We start from the raw sequence: 14,907 nt of genomic DNA, 5'->3' as shown, positions 1-14,907 counted from the left end.
TTTACTTTCCGTTATAATACGGAAAGCCGGTTCAGGCTTTTATTCATATCTATGTTATCGCGGAATGATGCTCGCTCCATTCTGGATGGGCTGCAAGCAACGTATGGAGAGCATGATTGGCAGGCTCATATGCAGGATTGAACTGCAGAGCTGCCCGGTAAGCATTAACTGCTTCGTGAAGGTTATTTAATTGCTCATAGCATTGTCCCTTATAATAATAAGCGTGGAAGCTCCCGCTGCCGCGGAGTGTAAGGTGGTTCAATTGCTCATCTCCTAATTGGATGCAGTTATGGAACGATTCTAGCGCTTGTTCAAACTTGCCTAACTGATAGAGGATAACTCCTTTGTATAAATGAAGATCCACATAGTCTGGATATAAGATTAAAGCTTTATCAATTGCAGGCCAAGCCCCTTCGATGCTCCCTGTTTCGATCAGGATCGAATATTTCAGCTTATAGACGAGAGAAGGAGGTGCAAGTCCTTCAGACAGAAAACGAATAATTGCCAAATTGATATAATGGAATGCTTGATCATATTGTTTCATTCGGGAGTATTCACTTGCCAAGTGGTACTCTAGCCACGAGTTAGGCTCATTGGCCGCCCTCGCTTTATGCAGCAAGGCTATATTGCGCTCATTTTTATTTTTGGCATGGGTTACATCATTTAAATAACCGTAATGATACAATTTGATTGGTAACGTCTCAATTTGAGATTCATCCTGGTTTGGCAGCACATCTTTAATATTTAATATTTCATGTATGCTGAACTGGAACTTAAACCCTTTGTTATTTCGAAAGAGACGTGTATGAGAAATGTGATATGTATCATTCTCATTAATCGAATCACCAATAAAATTTATTAAATGAATCGAATAAATGTCCTTGTCCAATGTAGGCAGCAACGCTTTTACTTCATCACGATCTTCCTTAGCCAATTCTTCGTCGGCGTCCAGCCACATGATCCAATCCCCAGTCGCCTGCTCTAATCCAAAATTCCTTGCCATGGCGAAATGATCTTGCCACTTATGCGTCAGTACACGTGCCCCATATTCTCGGCATATGTCAATCGTCCGATCCGTTGAACCGGTATCGACAACAATAATCTCGTCTGCAATAGACCGAATACTTTGCAAGCAGCGTGCGATGACGTCCTCCTCATTCCGAGCAATTAGGCAGATGGATAATGTAGGAGATTGCATGATTTTCACCCTTCTTTCTTCATATGAGATAAATAACTGTATGCGATGTCGGGAGTTGATATTCAGGGGAACCTGCTTGACTGCACATGTTTTTTCGTCCAAATTGTTCTGGAGAGAATGCCCAAGCAATGAACATTATTACGCATATGAGATAAACCCTCAGACATAGGATGATTAACGTAAGTTGCAATGAGGTGCTTGCAAAAGGAAAAGAGAGAGGTGAACTGTTTTGTCACAGGCTAATATTCCTAATATTACACCCACTATTTCGATTACCCTTGGTCAAACCGTTACATTGCTTTTGGCATCAATCGCGCTGGAGGAACTGGCGCTTGCGCACATTGTGAATGCTGAGGCAGAAAAAATTCAACTCGTTGTCGGTACACTTGCCCCTGGGATCACCCCAAGAGCAACAGTGGAGGACTTACTTGCGATTGACGACAGTGTAAGAAGAACATTACAAGATGTTATTAAGAAAGAAATGCTGCTCCAATTTAAGTTAGACAGCATACTTACAAGTTTTCCTGGATTGTAAATAACGTGCAGGTCTAGGTATCAAAACTGCAAGCACCTCATTCCACTTGCATTTCTCCTGTGGATATAAAGATCCGCAGGAGAATGCACTTTCATGAAGTGCTGCATACCTGTCATGTTCCGGGGCAAATCAAGCCCGAAACTCAGCATGATACATTTGCCTGTGGCATAAAAATAATGGGAATCGAACTTTGTTATGCATCTGGTTAGGAAGAGAACAACAATAAGGAGGCAAGGTACAATGTCCATGCCCAATATTCCGGATATTAAGCCGGAAATCATTTTGAAGCGGAATGAAGTCGTCAATTTACTGCTAACATCAATCGCACTTGAGGAAATTGGATTGTCCCATATTATCAACGCAGAAGGAGAAAAAATTCAAGCTGTCATTAAGAAACGGGAGCTGTGTTTGTCAGAGGCGCTTAAAATTAACGACAGTGTAGATCGGATGCTGAGAAACATTGTAAAAAATCAAATGTTATTGCATTTTAAGCTGGAAGATGTAATTCGTCTCGAGAAGCACCATCACCACGAGCATTGTGAGCATTGTGAGGATTGTGAAGAGTAGGCATTTGTTCATATCTAGGGAGAGAGAGGAGGGAGAACATGAGCATCCGAAATGAAGATGACCGCATTCCAACAATTGATGAGGCTGTTGCGCATCTGCTGCAATCGCTCTCTCTCGAAGAAGGTGCCCTTGGACAATTGCTCCTCACGGAAGCTGAGAAGGCAATGGCATTCGTTGGCAAGGACAAGAATTTCCCTTCTCATCCAACGCCTAAAGAAATTGTAGATTACAATTCCTCTGTGGTCCAAATTCTTGATTCCATGTTAATGGCGGAATGGCTGCTGTTAAAAAAATTAAATATGGTCGTACATATGGAGTTCCAGGCGCCAACGAGGTCTTCTGCTTCAAAGATCCCGAATAAGGGGCAAAAATGGAGCAAGGGAGATGTGTTCGATACCACAGATAACGACTTGGATTATTAACAACAAAGCTGGAGCGGGGTGGATGATGAGCAATGAACAAGACGTTTCAACCACTGTCAAAAATGCTGCTAGCTGTGTTCCATCTCATCCATGCGCTGGATATAAGATGGGATCAGAAAAATAAAGAATTGCATGTTGTCCAAATACTATCCATGGTGGATACGTTAAGAGAGCTGCATTTATGCACGTACCGAAGGGTTCAAGTATATAAGCAGACCGTAATTGATGCACATACCGAGCATTTGGATGATAGACAGATTAAGGAAGTGCTTGATTCTGTGCGCCGCACACAATTCTTGCTCGGAAGATGGAATCTAACAAATCGGTTATTAGTCGAGCAGCTGCAGGATCATCTTCGGTATTTAGAGGACTATTATCGAGCCTTCAATCAAGTTAAGCTGGAGCAGCCAAACCAAAAAATCGTTCAGCCTGTTCAATCTGTCAATCAAGTATCCTATGTATGGGATGCAGTAAAGGTGGCCGGTGCTGTAAAGAAAAGAAGGCCTCCGAGTTCCGCATCAGTACCCAAAAATGTTCGCAAGCCCCGATCTACAAAAAAACAAACGAAGATGAAACCTTCAGAACAAGTGTTCATTGTCACCAACCATCAGGTGAATGAGGATGTGCAGTCAAATCAAAATAGGATTGTATCTAAAATTGGCAGCAGGATTTACTACAGAAAATAAAGGCTTGACGCGCTACATCACAATCATCGGGAAAGGAGATTGCCTGATGGCAGACACGGGTCTTATTCGGATTGAGGGTTCCAGCTACTATCTTCCAGGGCGATGGGCCGTTGGCGTATATCTAGATTTCGATACCAGATGTGCGGTGCTCATTGACAGCGGTGCGGGTACAACTGTAGCGCAGCAAGTGGATCATGCTGTCAAGGCACACGGTTGCAAGGTAGCAGCCATTATTATAACCCATGGTCATGAAGTACAATTTCGAGGAAATCAATATTTCAAGGAGCAATATCCAGATATTCACATATACAGCACTCATCAAACGGGTATGTACTTGCGACATAAGTCAATATTCAGTTCAGAATTACCGTTTGGGGCCCCCATTTGCGAAGGCAATATTTGCATGCCAGATCATTCCATAACCGACTTTATTCCGCATGCGGATGGATCTCTTCAGATTGGGGCTATTACGCTGCAGATTCTAGCGCTGCCAGGACATTGCTCCGGTATGATTGGTGTCATTACACCAGATGATGTTGTATATTGCAGCGATGCTATGTTCGGTTATCATACTTTGTCAAAGCAAAAGCTTCTTTATTATACGAATATTGCAGAGGCCAAAAGTACATTCCGCAAGCTGCTATCACTTAGAGCCTCCGCTTATGTTCTGTATCATGGCGGTTGTATTAAAGGGATGATGAACCTGGTGAAGCAGCATATGACCCGGATAAACGAGACCACTCATTTTATCCTGAACCTCGTACAAGACAGCCCGCTAACGATGGAGACAATTATTGAGAAGGTCATGAGACGGTATGAAGTTGAGCAGTCTGTGCAGCAATATCATGTTGCCAATGCCATTACACATGCACACGTGACAGAACTATATCAAAAAGGTCTCGTATTGCAGTATTTGTATGGCGGGTATTTGTATGTGGCAGGAAGTCATCGGGATGTAATGCCAGACACCGATGAGGAGCCGGAACATATAATAAAGAACAATTTATTATATGTACCAAGCTAGTCTCAAAAGCTCTAAAGGGGGAGCATGTCATTTGGAAATACACGAGCAAAGAGAAGATAACCACGAATCAGACATATCCTCAGGACTGCTGGAAGATGCTGATGAATATATGGGAAAAAGCGAGTGGGAGCAGGCTATTGTAATTTATGAGCGATTGTTGGACAAAGGGGAATTAGAAGCTTCCACTGCAATTACCGTTTGTGGACTTTTAACGACATGTTACACGAAACTGGGCATGAACGCCAAAGTGCTAAGAACCTTGTTCCGAAGATTGCAATATGAGCGGCCGAATGCAGAACTTTGCTGCCATATAGGCTATCAGTATTTCATACAAGAGCTGTGGTCAGATGCGGCATATTGGTATGAACTGGCGACACAGCTTCCATCTGATGCTGTTCATTCAGGTGCTGATGCCAATCGCACATGGCTTCCACATTTGCAGTTATGTGTATGCTATGACAGGCTGGGAGATCTCAACCGGGCTTATAAACATCATCTGCAGGCTGCGCTATATGTACCGGATCATCCAAGTGTAATACGTAATGAAGTATACTTCAGCCCCTATTTTGAGAAGCTGGACAGGAGCAGATCTCAGAATTGCGGGCTATCTCTGCTTATTCCGTCGGTTCCGGAGCGGCTTTCCGCCTTATCTCGTCTCCTAGCGGATCTTCATCAGCAGGCTATGGGTAAGCCTGTAGAGATACTTGTCCTAATTGATAATAAAAAAAGAACAATTGGCGATAAACGAAACCAATTGCTGAAACAAGCACAAGGTCGATTTGTTGCCTTTATTGATGATGATGATCATGTCAGTCCCAATTATGTAGATACATTGCTGGAGGCTATTGATCAGCAGCCGCGCGCAGACTGCATCGTGTTTGACGTACAGGTCAAACTAAATGGGATTAAAGATAAATTGTGCAAGTACGGTATTGAATACCAACACGGGCATGACGAGCATTATTATTATCGCAAACCGAATCATCTTATGTGCTATGCCAAACGAGTTGCTATCGAACATCAGTTCCAGGACATTAGCTACGGTGAAGATGATGAATGGGGAGGACGGTGCGCTGCAGACATTCGACTCCAGCATCGCATTCCGCAAGTGCTGTATACGTATGATTGGGTAGCTAAGCCCTGGGATTGGTACGATAAACAGTAATCCATAACAATTGGTGTAACAAATGGATTACCTATCTGAATACATCGTCTGAAGCTGTTGGGAGATATGAGGATACATTTCTAAGTAAGCCGTATCTCCCTTAGGAAACAAAACACCTAATCCGCTAGAATGATCGAATTGGAAAGAGGGATACTGGGTCTTTAACTCATCCCAAAATCTCCAAACGCCAAAACCATGAAGTTGGACGGATATATCATGGAATAGAACGATCCCGTTCTCTGCTACTTTGGGGAGCCATGTATGATAATCGTGGTGGACTGCTTCATATTCGTGGAATCCATCAATATGAAGCAGATGAATCGAGTCATCCTCGAAATTTTGCAAGGCTTCGTCAAACGTACTTTTTATAAGGACAGCCACTTCTGGATATAATGCAGCTGCGATCTGTTCTACTTCTTCATATACATCCTTACTATAGGAGCCGGAATGTGAATCGCCTTCCCATGTATCAACTGCATAGCATTTAGCGGCTAAGCCATTGTCTTTGACTGCTTCACAGAAGCTGAAGAAGGATGCTCCCCAATGCGTGCCTAATTCTACGATGCACTGTGGCTTTACAAATGAAATGAGATCATATGCGAATGCTCGATGTCCCAGCCAAGCGGAATGGGGGAGCAGATGAGGAGCAATTTGCTCATATTCGAAGCTTTTTCGGTGTAGTTTCCAATCAGACATATAGATACCTTCTTTCTAAAATAAGGGGAATTTTTGATGTTTATAAATGGAGGATAATGAAAGAAAATGAAATATCAAGTTACCTTCGAAACCAAATGCTATGAAAAGGACTGGAGGATGTTGTTAAAAACAGATCGACTGCAAAGAGCGGTGAGCCTGAATAAGTACCCGTTCTCAGAGGTGATTCTCTATATTAACAATGTAAATGATGTGGCAGAGGTGTCCTTCTATGCACAGCGGCTAGTTGATTCAGGCGTGCTTACCAAATTCGAGGTCGTTGATGATTATGCTGACGAGGCATTGCACTATTTTCAGATTGATAAAGACTCATTTGCCGGAGGCTATTATTATTCTATTGCAGAGCTGGTAAGTATATACCGATGCCAGACACCTTATTTGCTCCATTTCTCTGGCGATTCCATACTAGAGTCAACCTTCTCGTGGATTGATGAGGCGATTTCGCGAATGGAGCAGAACCCTTGTATTAAGGTAGCGAATCCAGTGTGGAATCGCAGATATGATGAAGCGATGTTAGAAGCGGGTAGTGAGGATGAGCTCTTTTATATCGGCTACGGCTTCTCTGATCAATGTTATCTAGTGAATGTGCAAGATTTCAAACATGCTAACTATAATCAGACACATCCTGCATCTAGACGGTATCCGGTATATGGCGGCGAGCTATTTGAAAAACGAGTAGATTCGTGGATGCGACATAATGGGTTTAAACGATTGACTTTTAAGTATGGTAGTTATGTCCATCCTTGCTATTAAGGGCGGAGATATGAGTGAAATAGGCATTAGGTAGCAGTAGTGTCCAGAACACCTTATCCTTAAAAAACATATATGTATAGGGTAATCGAAATTACTTTTAAGGATAGGGAGGGATGGTTGTTGTCTCAAGCAAATATTCCCAATATAACACCAATTATTTCCGTTACTAGAGATGACGCTATAAATCTGTTGCTGTCCTCTATTGCTTTAGAAGAGCTGGGGTTAAGCCATATCATCAACGCTGAAGGAGAAAAAATACAGTTTGTGCTCGGAACTTTGCCGGGTGTGTCATCTCCTCCAGCAACCTTAAGCGATATATTATTAATCAATCAAAGTGTAAGAGACACGCTTCGTGATGTTACGAAAAAAGAGCTGTTACTTCAATCGAAGCTGGAAACTATTTTACAGGTACCTGTTGCTGTAGGAATAACAGGAGCAACTGGGGCCACAGGAGCAACGGGAGCCACGGGTGCGACAGGAGCCACGGGAGCAGGTGTAACCGGAGCAACGGGAGCGACAGGAGCAACGGGAGCCACAGGTGCAACTGGTGCGACAGGGGCAACGGGAGCAGGAGTAACCGGAGCCACGGGAGCGACAGGAGCAACGGGAGCCACAGGTGCAACTGGTGCGACAGGGGCAACGGGAGCAACGGGAGCAGGAGTAACCGGAGCCACGGGAGCGACAGGAGCAACGGGAGCCACGGGGGCAACTGGTGCGACAGGGGCAACGGGAGCCACGGGAGCAGGAGTAACCGGAGCCACGGGAGCGACAGGAGCAACGGGAGCCACAGGTGCAACAGGTGCGACAGGAGCAACAGGAGCAACGGGAGCAGGAGTAACCGGAGCCACAGGAGCGACAGGAGCAACGGGAGCCACGGGGGCAACAGGTGCGACAGGTGCAACAGGAGCAACGGGAGCAGGAGTAACCGGAGCCACGGGAGCGACAGGAGCAACGGGAGCCACGGGTGCAACAGGTGCGACAGGGGCCACAGGAGCAACGGGAGCAGGAGTAACCGGAGCCACGGGAGCGACAGGAGCAACGGGAGCCGCAGGTGCAACAGGTGCGACAGGTGCAACAGGAGCAACGGGAGCAGGAGTAACCGGAGCCACGGGAGCGACAGGAGCGACGGGAGCCGCAGGTGCAACAGGTGCGACAGGAGCCACAGGAGCAACGGGAGCAGGAGTAACCGGAGCCACAGGAGCGACAGGAGCGACGGGAGCCGCAGGTGCAACAGGTGCAACAGGTGCAACAGGTGCAACAGGTGCGACAGGAGCCACAGGAGCAACGGGAGCAGGAGTAACCGGAGCCACAGGAGCGACAGGAGCCGCAGGTGCAACAGGTGCGACAGGAGCCACAGGTGCGACAGGAGCCACAGGTGCTACGGGAGCAGGAGTAACCGGAGCCACGGGAGCGACAGGAGCCACTGGGGCAACAGGAGCAACAGGTGCAACCGGGGTAACGGGAGCGACGGGTGCGCCTGGACCGGTAGTGGCATCTATTATTCCGTTTGCATCATTTCTTCCAGTCTTGTTATCGACTGTGCCATGCGGTGCACCAGGAATTGGCGCTCTTATTGGTTTCGGTAACAGTGCGCCAACACCTACGATTATTGGACCTACAATAGACTTAACCGGGGGACCTGGTATACCGCTCAATCTTGCATTTACAGTTCCACTTGGCGGAACCATTACGTCTATAGCTGCATACTTCAGTGTTACAACAGGACTCTGCTTAGACTGTATGGGTGGGGTTAATCAATCCTTAACCATTCATGCACAACTTTGGCAATCAACCACACCAGACAATATATTTACTCCGATTCTGGGAACACTTGTTGATCTGCAGCCACCATTGACTGGAGTCATAACTGCGGGTGAGCATGTGAATGGATTGGTATCGGGATTAAATATCCCAGTGCCGCCTCAAACTCGTTTGCTTATGGTATTCTTCGTAACGACTTCAGGGGTTCAAGAGCCAATTGCAATTGCAGGCTATGCAAGTGCAGGAGTTACAATCCAATCAGCTCAATAGGTTTACCCTCTTAGGAAGGGAAATGAAAAACGGCAGCTTCTTGGGTCAACGATTGTCATCGTTTGACTCAAGAGCTGCCGTTTCCTATATACGTTATGTCTAATTATTGATTCGTGTCGATATCTGCCCACATTTCTTCATCAACATCAAGCTTAATCTGATGACGAAATACTCGTTGTCCATACTCGTTATTCATATACTGTTCAATGGCTTCGAGCAGATTGGATTCAACTAAGTATTGGGAACGGTCATGCACCCACACCTCAGCAGTAAACCCATGCTCTTCGTCCCAGCAGAGCTCAACGTTTACATCTTCCGGACGAACCTGCTTGCGCATTGCAATATGAAGGCATACAGCATTAATGAGCTCGTCCATAGACAGACGATATTGCATTAATTCCACCGCCCAGGGCCAGGTGTAGATGGGTTGCGTTTATTTCTGAACCTCTTCACAACCATCATAACTAGGCTAATGAGAAGGAATAATGCCATAACGTTGATCATGAGTCCTAAGATATCTCCCATGAATCCGAGATTACCGAACATGCTGCCAAACAGCATGCCGGCCAAACCACCGATCATTAAGCCTTTCATGAGGCTGCCACCACTGAAAAACCCGCGATTTTGTGTCGGTGCCGTGCTTGATGTTTTACTCTGATTCGTGTTGTCTGAACGGTTAACTTGATTATTTGTAGACTTATTTGGAGCAGGCTTGTATTTCTGCACTCCAGAGCGGAAAGAACCGCCGCGCTTGGCATCGGCAATGTCCATCATCGTCGGTGTAGTTACCGCGAAGATAAGGAAGAATGCCATAACGACCATAATCCACTTATTACGCATGAATTGCCTCCCTATTGATGTAATAATTGTTGACAAGTAGTAATACGGATTCAAGGAAATAGAGGTTTCAAATAAATATTGAAATTGATACAATAAATGAAATCAAGTTCATTGTCATATGTGCTTATTTGTAGTAAGGAGGAACGCAATGCAATATCCGGCAGCGTATATTGAATATATGGCTCATTTTCACGGGTCTCGAGATTGGTTCGAATGTCATGAAATTATGGAGGAATATTGGAAAGAGGAGTCCTCTGAGGTACGAAAGCGCCAATGGCTGGCTCTTGTTCAAATTGCTGTTGGGTTGTACCATGAACGTCGCGGGAACGTAAAAGGAGCCTTGAAAATGTTTTCAAGTGCACTGGAACATGCTGAATTCATTGATTGGGGAGCGATTGGCCTCAATGGTGAAAGATTGAAAAAGGAATTGAAAGATCGGAAAGTATGGCTGATGGATTCCCAAATGGGGACTGACTGTGTACCCGATTATTCGGAGTGGAACTTCCCGATTGAGGATCCGATTTTATTAGACTTATGCACTCGTTTTTGTACGCAAAAGGGATGGGGATGGTGCACGAATGGCAGCCATCAGGACGCAGCGATAAGAGATAGGCATTTACTTCGAGATCGCACAGATGTGATTGAAGCGAGACAGCAAGCATATGAGACCAGGAAGCAAGAGAGACGGGGGTGATGCCTGCTGAAGAGCAGGCTCCCGTCTGCATATTGAGCACGGCACGGACGGGAAACCGAATCTCTTCTTACTCGGCACCATCATGTTCTAGCATTTGAACGACCCAGCGGCACCACTCAATTTGAGCAGCTGCAAGAGAAATGGCACGGTGAAGCAAAATATAGTCGCCAAAATGCTTGGAACGAATATGTCGTTCTTTTTCTGGAATGCGATCAAGCAATTTTTCGAAATAAGCTGTCTTGGTTTCTAACTGCTTCATGCGGGTAAGGAACAACGGAATCGTAATTTCTTTTTCAGCCATCCAAATGCACTTTGTCTTTAAGCTCAACTCGTCACGTGTTGTTTGCTCCGCAGGAGGTTCCCCTAGCCAATCCAGTACGACAGATTTCCCTTGTTCTGTAATGGAGTATACCTTTTTGTCAGGCTTGTCCCGCTGTTCGATGCGTACAAATTGAACCAGTCCCTCACGTTCGAGCTTTGCCAATAGCGGGTAGATTTGGCTGTGCTTCGCTGGCCAAAACGGCTGTATGCGAAGCATAAGATCGTAACCTGAATAGGAATCGCTAGCCAGCAAGCCAAGCAGACCGTATGATAGTGTGTTTAGCAACTCTAACCCCTCCTTATTTCGATTGACCCCTTCTATCATTCCTAAAGAAATATACAATGACCATTATATGTAAAAACATACATAATAGCAAGATCGTTTCACAATAATGATATCGTTTTTCATGTGCTTTTGAAATGGGGCAGACCTTGTCTGAACAGGGGCTGTTGCGTCGTATAGAACAAGGGGGTATGATTGGGGAGCAAGCATGATAAGGAAATGGGGTTATTGTCAATGCCATTATCACATCGTACACAAAACCGGACGATACCGGTCATTATATTATCTGGATTTTTAGGTACTGGGAAGACAACTCTTTTGAAGCAGTGGCTGCAGTGGAGCACAGAGGCTCAACTGGTTCCCGCCGTCATAATGAACGAAGTCGGCGAGGTGAATCTTGATGGCCAGCAGCTTCCGCCAGAAGTAGCCATGAAGGAAATGCTCGGAGGATGCATATGCTGTTCTTTCCGTGGTGATTTCAGTATGAAGCTGTACGAGCTTGTACAGGAGGAGAATCCTGATGTCATCTATGTGGAATGCACGGGGATTGCAGAGCCTATGGAACTAGTCGAGTCGATTACTGAAGTATCCCTTTACTCCCAGATCGTATTAACGAATATTGTGACCGTAGTAGATGTCAAGCATCTTGGAGATTTGTTGGCAGATGAATCTGGGCTGCAAAAGGCGAATCGCAAGATGGTGCGATTGCTGGAAGAACAAATCCGTGCAGCGCATATGATCCTGCTGAATAAGTCTGACTTGGCAATTGCGGATCAAATTGAACTTGTACAGCAGCAGGTACGGAAATGGAATGAACATGCGAAGCTTGTCATCACCGATCACGCTGTTATGGGACGAGAGATGTGGCTTCAAAGCTGCATAAATGCCGGAGGATCCCGTTTATTCGTTAAGGATGATTTACAGTCCGACAATCAAATCGATGCCTCCGTGAGCCATGAACATAGTGAGCAGCCTATGGAACATACAAAGCATGAAGCGCATCATCATGCACATGCTCATGACTTTGTTACCGCGTGGACATACTCTTTGACGCAACCAATGGACAGTGAACGCTTTGAACAGTGGCTGTCCTCGCTGCCTGCGAACGTGTACCGGGCAAAAGGGATTGTCAGCTTTACGGACACAACGAAACGATATATGTTTCAATTCGCTTATCGAACATCTGATTTTATCCCGGTTGCACCACAAGGTGAAGTGAAGGATGTGCTCGTTGTAATTGGTGAGCATTTAGATACGAATTTTTTAGAACAGACGCTCCAAGAGAAAGTATTCCAGTTATAATAGTTTATTTTGCATTCATGAAGCAAGAGCAACGATTACTAATTAAACACGGAGATCGTAAAAGGATGAAGCAAACCGACTTTCATCATAATTTCAATCAGTTTTTTGACGGGCTTGAAATGCAAAGAAGCGACGGAAAGCGTAATGAGCAATTGCTGCTTCCTGCACATATAGGAGAAGGCGCGATTCGAAGGTTCATTCCTCGTACGGATATCGAAGTTATTGTTTCTAAATATTCGATGCACAATGATCGAACCGTATCGCTTCGGACAAAGGCGGCTATGGTTGAGCTTCAGTATTGCCTGAAAGGTGCTCGGGAAGTGAGCATCGCCGGGGTCAAAAATGAATTTTCACCGGACAGTTGCTCACTGCAATTCATTAATCAAGCGAATGCGAGCTTTGAGTTCATTGGAAATACAACGTATCATATGGTAAGTATCGGCATCCCGATCCACACGTTTCATCATTTTATGGAGGAAAGCGACGGGACTCGAAAAATTGATTTTGCCCATATTCTGGGAAGCCGCTCCTATTATTGTGAGCATGAAGCCATCACGCCAACGACAACAATACGGTTGCAACAAATATTAGACGCATCGACGATCGCTTATACCAAAAATATCGAGCTGGAATGCAGAGTAATGGAATTACTGGCTGAAGCCTTTCATCAGTTTTTCAATGAACGATGCAGCAGATCCAGAACGTTAACAAAATTGGATATGCAAAAAATAAAGGACGCAAAGGATATTATTTTGCAGCAAATGGCAGATCCTCCATCATTGCTCGAGCTGTCTAAAATGGTTGGACTGAACGATTTTAAGCTAAAAAACAGCTTTAAAGAGATGTATGGCACGACAGTGTTTGGCTATTTACGAGAAAAGCGTTTGGAGAAGGCGTTACTTCTCCTTCAGCAAGGGAAGCTGAACGTGACGGAAACCGCATTTGAAGTAGGGTACACGAATGCGAGTTACTTCTCGGAAGCTTTTCGCCGAAAATATGGGGTGAATCCAGGAAGCGTCGTTGTAAAGCGCAATAATGATGACTGCTATCAATAAAATACATGATGGTGAGCCCACTTTTCATCTCGTTGATAATCAGTGTTAATAATCCATAAGCAAACAGGTACAACCTGTTTCAGGAAGGAGGGAGCTTATGGGTAAAAAAATCTCCCTTTGTGATCTTATTAGCTGGAGCGTTTCCGATTGGTCGAAATTACAGCGGGTCATTGGGTACCGTACCTTCCTAAATGAACAATTGTATCTCCATTGGCATTTGACAAACGCAAAAAGCTCCTGTACTAGAAAGGGAATCCCGTTCTAATGCAGGAGCTTTGCCCGTGTCTATGTAACGGAATTAGCGGGTAGCTGAGGGCGTATGGTGCCCTGGTTCCGCATCGTTGTTATCCAAGTAGCGATATCCATCTGCTATCCATTCCAATGCACCCGTATCAGGATGAATAACCATACCATGAACCGGTACATCTGAAGGGAGCAGCGGGTGCTTACGAAGCACTTGCACACTGTTCATAACCCCTTCATGGACATCATTGAAGCCTCGCAGCCAGTGGTGCAGCTTAATTCCGGAGTTCGTCAGCGTATCCAGAACAACATCCTCAACGCCGCGCTGTTTGGCCTTGTCAATAATATGTTGAGAATTCAAGCCAGTCATCCCGCAGCCATAGTGTCCGATAACGATAACTTCATCTGCTTCGAGCTCGTAAATAGCGACAAGCACACTCCGCACAACACTTCCGAATGGTTGTGAAATAATTGCACCTGCGTTTTTAATAATTTTGACGTCGCCATTTCGCAAATTCATTGCTTTTGGAAGGAGCTCGACGAGTCGAGTATCCATGCATGTAATTATGACCATTTTCTTGTCGGGGAATTTGTCAGTCAAATACTGTTCATATTCGCGTTTCTCGACGAATTCACGGTTGAAATCTAAGATGTTAGACATGTTTGACATGTTATTTCCTCCCTTACATGTTGACGCCTCATTTGTCACGGTAATCATGGCATGCGACGTGTGTGGAATAAATTTGTTGTGCACTGCTCAGCTTGTAAAAGCCGCTACTTCCCGATACATCAAGGTTCAATTTCTCATCAAAGAACACAATATGATGCCGGTTCATAACGAATTCAAGCGGTGCATTGCAAGGTATTGGCAAGTCATCCGCGTCAGCATGTGGGATAATCCAAATTGCAGGTACTCCGTTGACGGCACAGCCGCAACCGTCCGTATCGTGTACAAGCTTAATGATTCCGCCATTTGCGGAGCTGAGACGCTGCTGGAGCTGCTGTTCTGCTGCTGCAGTCACTTGAATGGAAATTGACATCGTATCTGCTCCTTTATGGCTTGTAATGTTCGAG

The 14,907-nt window shown here is 45.2% G+C and carries 18 protein-coding genes; 11 read left to right on the top strand and 7 right to left on the bottom strand.

Going from position 1 to position 14,907, the window contains the following annotated elements:
• Positions 1–49: 49 nt before the first annotated feature.
• A complete protein-coding gene (locus NO352_RS12195; protein ID WP_289355781.1) occupies positions 50–1,198 on the bottom strand; it encodes a TPR domain-containing glycosyltransferase in 1,149 nt (382 codons plus the stop codon).
• Positions 1,199–1,427: 229 nt separating this feature from the next.
• On the opposite strand from NO352_RS12195, the gene NO352_RS12190 reads away from it, so the two are divergent.
• The 6 genes from NO352_RS12190 to NO352_RS12165 all read left to right on the top strand — a co-directional run bounded on the left by NO352_RS12190 (position 1,428) and on the right by NO352_RS12165 (position 5,597).
• On the top strand, positions 1,428–1,733 hold the full coding sequence (locus NO352_RS12190; protein ID WP_005547103.1) for an alpha-helical endospore appendage domain-containing protein: 306 nt from the start codon (positions 1,428–1,430) through the stop codon (positions 1,731–1,733).
• A 240-nt stretch (positions 1,734–1,973) separates the two neighbouring features.
• Entirely contained in the window at positions 1,974–2,300 is a 327-nt protein-coding gene (locus NO352_RS12185; protein ID WP_005547104.1) for an alpha-helical endospore appendage domain-containing protein, read from the top strand.
• 38 nt (positions 2,301–2,338) lie between these two features.
• Entirely contained in the window at positions 2,339–2,722 is a 384-nt protein-coding gene (locus NO352_RS12180; protein ID WP_262866624.1) for an alpha-helical endospore appendage domain-containing protein, read from the top strand.
• A gap of 32 nt (positions 2,723–2,754) precedes the next feature.
• Positions 2,755–3,408, top strand: a complete 654-nt coding sequence (locus NO352_RS12175; protein ID WP_289355780.1) for a hypothetical protein — start codon at positions 2,755–2,757, stop codon at positions 3,406–3,408.
• Between the two features lie 46 nt (positions 3,409–3,454).
• On the top strand, positions 3,455–4,432 hold the full coding sequence (locus tag NO352_RS12170; RefSeq protein ID WP_289355779.1) for an MBL fold metallo-hydrolase: 978 nt from the start codon (positions 3,455–3,457) through the stop codon (positions 4,430–4,432).
• 31 nt (positions 4,433–4,463) lie between these two features.
• Positions 4,464–5,597: a glycosyltransferase family A protein gene (locus tag NO352_RS12165; RefSeq protein WP_289355778.1), complete on the top strand. Its 1,134-nt coding sequence runs from the start codon at positions 4,464–4,466 to the stop codon at positions 5,595–5,597.
• Positions 5,598–5,624: 27 nt separating this feature from the next.
• On the opposite strand, the gene NO352_RS12160 is transcribed toward NO352_RS12165, so the two are convergent.
• Positions 5,625–6,293 (bottom strand): class I SAM-dependent methyltransferase, encoded by a 669-nt coding sequence (locus tag NO352_RS12160; RefSeq protein ID WP_289355777.1) that lies wholly within the window; start codon positions 6,291–6,293, stop codon positions 5,625–5,627.
• Between the two features lie 66 nt (positions 6,294–6,359).
• On the opposite strand from NO352_RS12160, the gene NO352_RS12155 reads away from it, so the two are divergent.
• Together NO352_RS12155 and NO352_RS12150 are read left to right on the top strand one after the other, a co-directional pair.
• The gene (locus NO352_RS12155; RefSeq protein WP_005547116.1) at positions 6,360–7,064 is read left to right on the top strand and encodes a hypothetical protein; all 705 of its coding nucleotides are present in this window, start codon (positions 6,360–6,362) and stop codon (positions 7,062–7,064) included.
• Positions 7,065–7,184: 120 nt separating this feature from the next.
• Positions 7,185–9,095, top strand: a complete 1,911-nt coding sequence (locus tag NO352_RS12150) for an exosporium glycoprotein BclB-related protein (protein WP_289355776.1) — start codon at positions 7,185–7,187, stop codon at positions 9,093–9,095.
• Between the two features lie 103 nt (positions 9,096–9,198).
• On the opposite strand, the gene NO352_RS12145 is transcribed toward NO352_RS12150, so the two are convergent.
• Together NO352_RS12145 and NO352_RS12140 are read right to left on the bottom strand one after the other, a co-directional pair.
• Positions 9,199–9,489, bottom strand: coding sequence for a YxcD family protein (locus NO352_RS12145; RefSeq protein ID WP_005549819.1), 291 nt, complete (start codon positions 9,487–9,489; stop codon positions 9,199–9,201).
• A complete protein-coding gene (locus tag NO352_RS12140; RefSeq protein WP_005549820.1) occupies positions 9,489–9,935 on the bottom strand; it encodes a hypothetical protein in 447 nt (148 codons plus the stop codon). The genes NO352_RS12145 and NO352_RS12140 overlap by 1 nt, the downstream gene beginning before the upstream one ends.
• Before the next feature lie 148 nt (positions 9,936–10,083).
• On the opposite strand from NO352_RS12140, the gene NO352_RS12135 reads away from it, so the two are divergent.
• On the top strand, positions 10,084–10,629 hold the full coding sequence (locus NO352_RS12135; protein ID WP_289355775.1) for a DUF309 domain-containing protein: 546 nt from the start codon (positions 10,084–10,086) through the stop codon (positions 10,627–10,629).
• 67 nt (positions 10,630–10,696) lie between these two features.
• On the opposite strand, the gene NO352_RS12130 is transcribed toward NO352_RS12135, so the two are convergent.
• Entirely contained in the window at positions 10,697–11,236 is a 540-nt protein-coding gene (locus tag NO352_RS12130) for a PadR family transcriptional regulator (RefSeq protein ID WP_163980104.1), read from the bottom strand.
• A gap of 192 nt (positions 11,237–11,428) precedes the next feature.
• Between NO352_RS12130 and NO352_RS12125 the strand changes: the two genes are divergently transcribed.
• Together NO352_RS12125 and NO352_RS12120 are read left to right on the top strand one after the other, a co-directional pair.
• Positions 11,429–12,535 (top strand): CobW family GTP-binding protein, encoded by a 1,107-nt coding sequence (locus NO352_RS12125; RefSeq protein WP_289355774.1) that lies wholly within the window; start codon positions 11,429–11,431, stop codon positions 12,533–12,535.
• Between the two features lie 65 nt (positions 12,536–12,600).
• The gene (locus NO352_RS12120; protein ID WP_289355773.1) at positions 12,601–13,590 is read left to right on the top strand and encodes a helix-turn-helix transcriptional regulator; all 990 of its coding nucleotides are present in this window, start codon (positions 12,601–12,603) and stop codon (positions 13,588–13,590) included.
• Between the two features lie 298 nt (positions 13,591–13,888).
• Here NO352_RS12120 and NO352_RS12115 read toward each other — a convergent pair whose 3' ends face one another.
• On the bottom strand, positions 13,889–14,503 hold the full coding sequence (locus NO352_RS12115) for a beta-class carbonic anhydrase (protein ID WP_005549831.1): 615 nt from the start codon (positions 14,501–14,503) through the stop codon (positions 13,889–13,891).
• A 28-nt stretch (positions 14,504–14,531) separates the two neighbouring features.
• Positions 14,532–14,873: an iron-sulfur cluster biosynthesis family protein gene (locus NO352_RS12110; RefSeq protein ID WP_005549833.1), complete on the bottom strand. Its 342-nt coding sequence runs from the start codon at positions 14,871–14,873 to the stop codon at positions 14,532–14,534.
• Positions 14,874–14,907 lie beyond the last annotated feature (34 nt).

Origin of the sequence: Paenibacillus sp. S-12 (genome assembly GCF_030363895.1) — a bacterium.
GTDB classification, from domain to species: domain Bacteria; phylum Bacillota; class Bacilli; order Paenibacillales; family Paenibacillaceae; genus Paenibacillus_B; species Paenibacillus_B alvei.
Note: the sequence above shows the minus strand (reverse complement) of the source record. Positions and strands in the feature narration are given on the sequence as shown.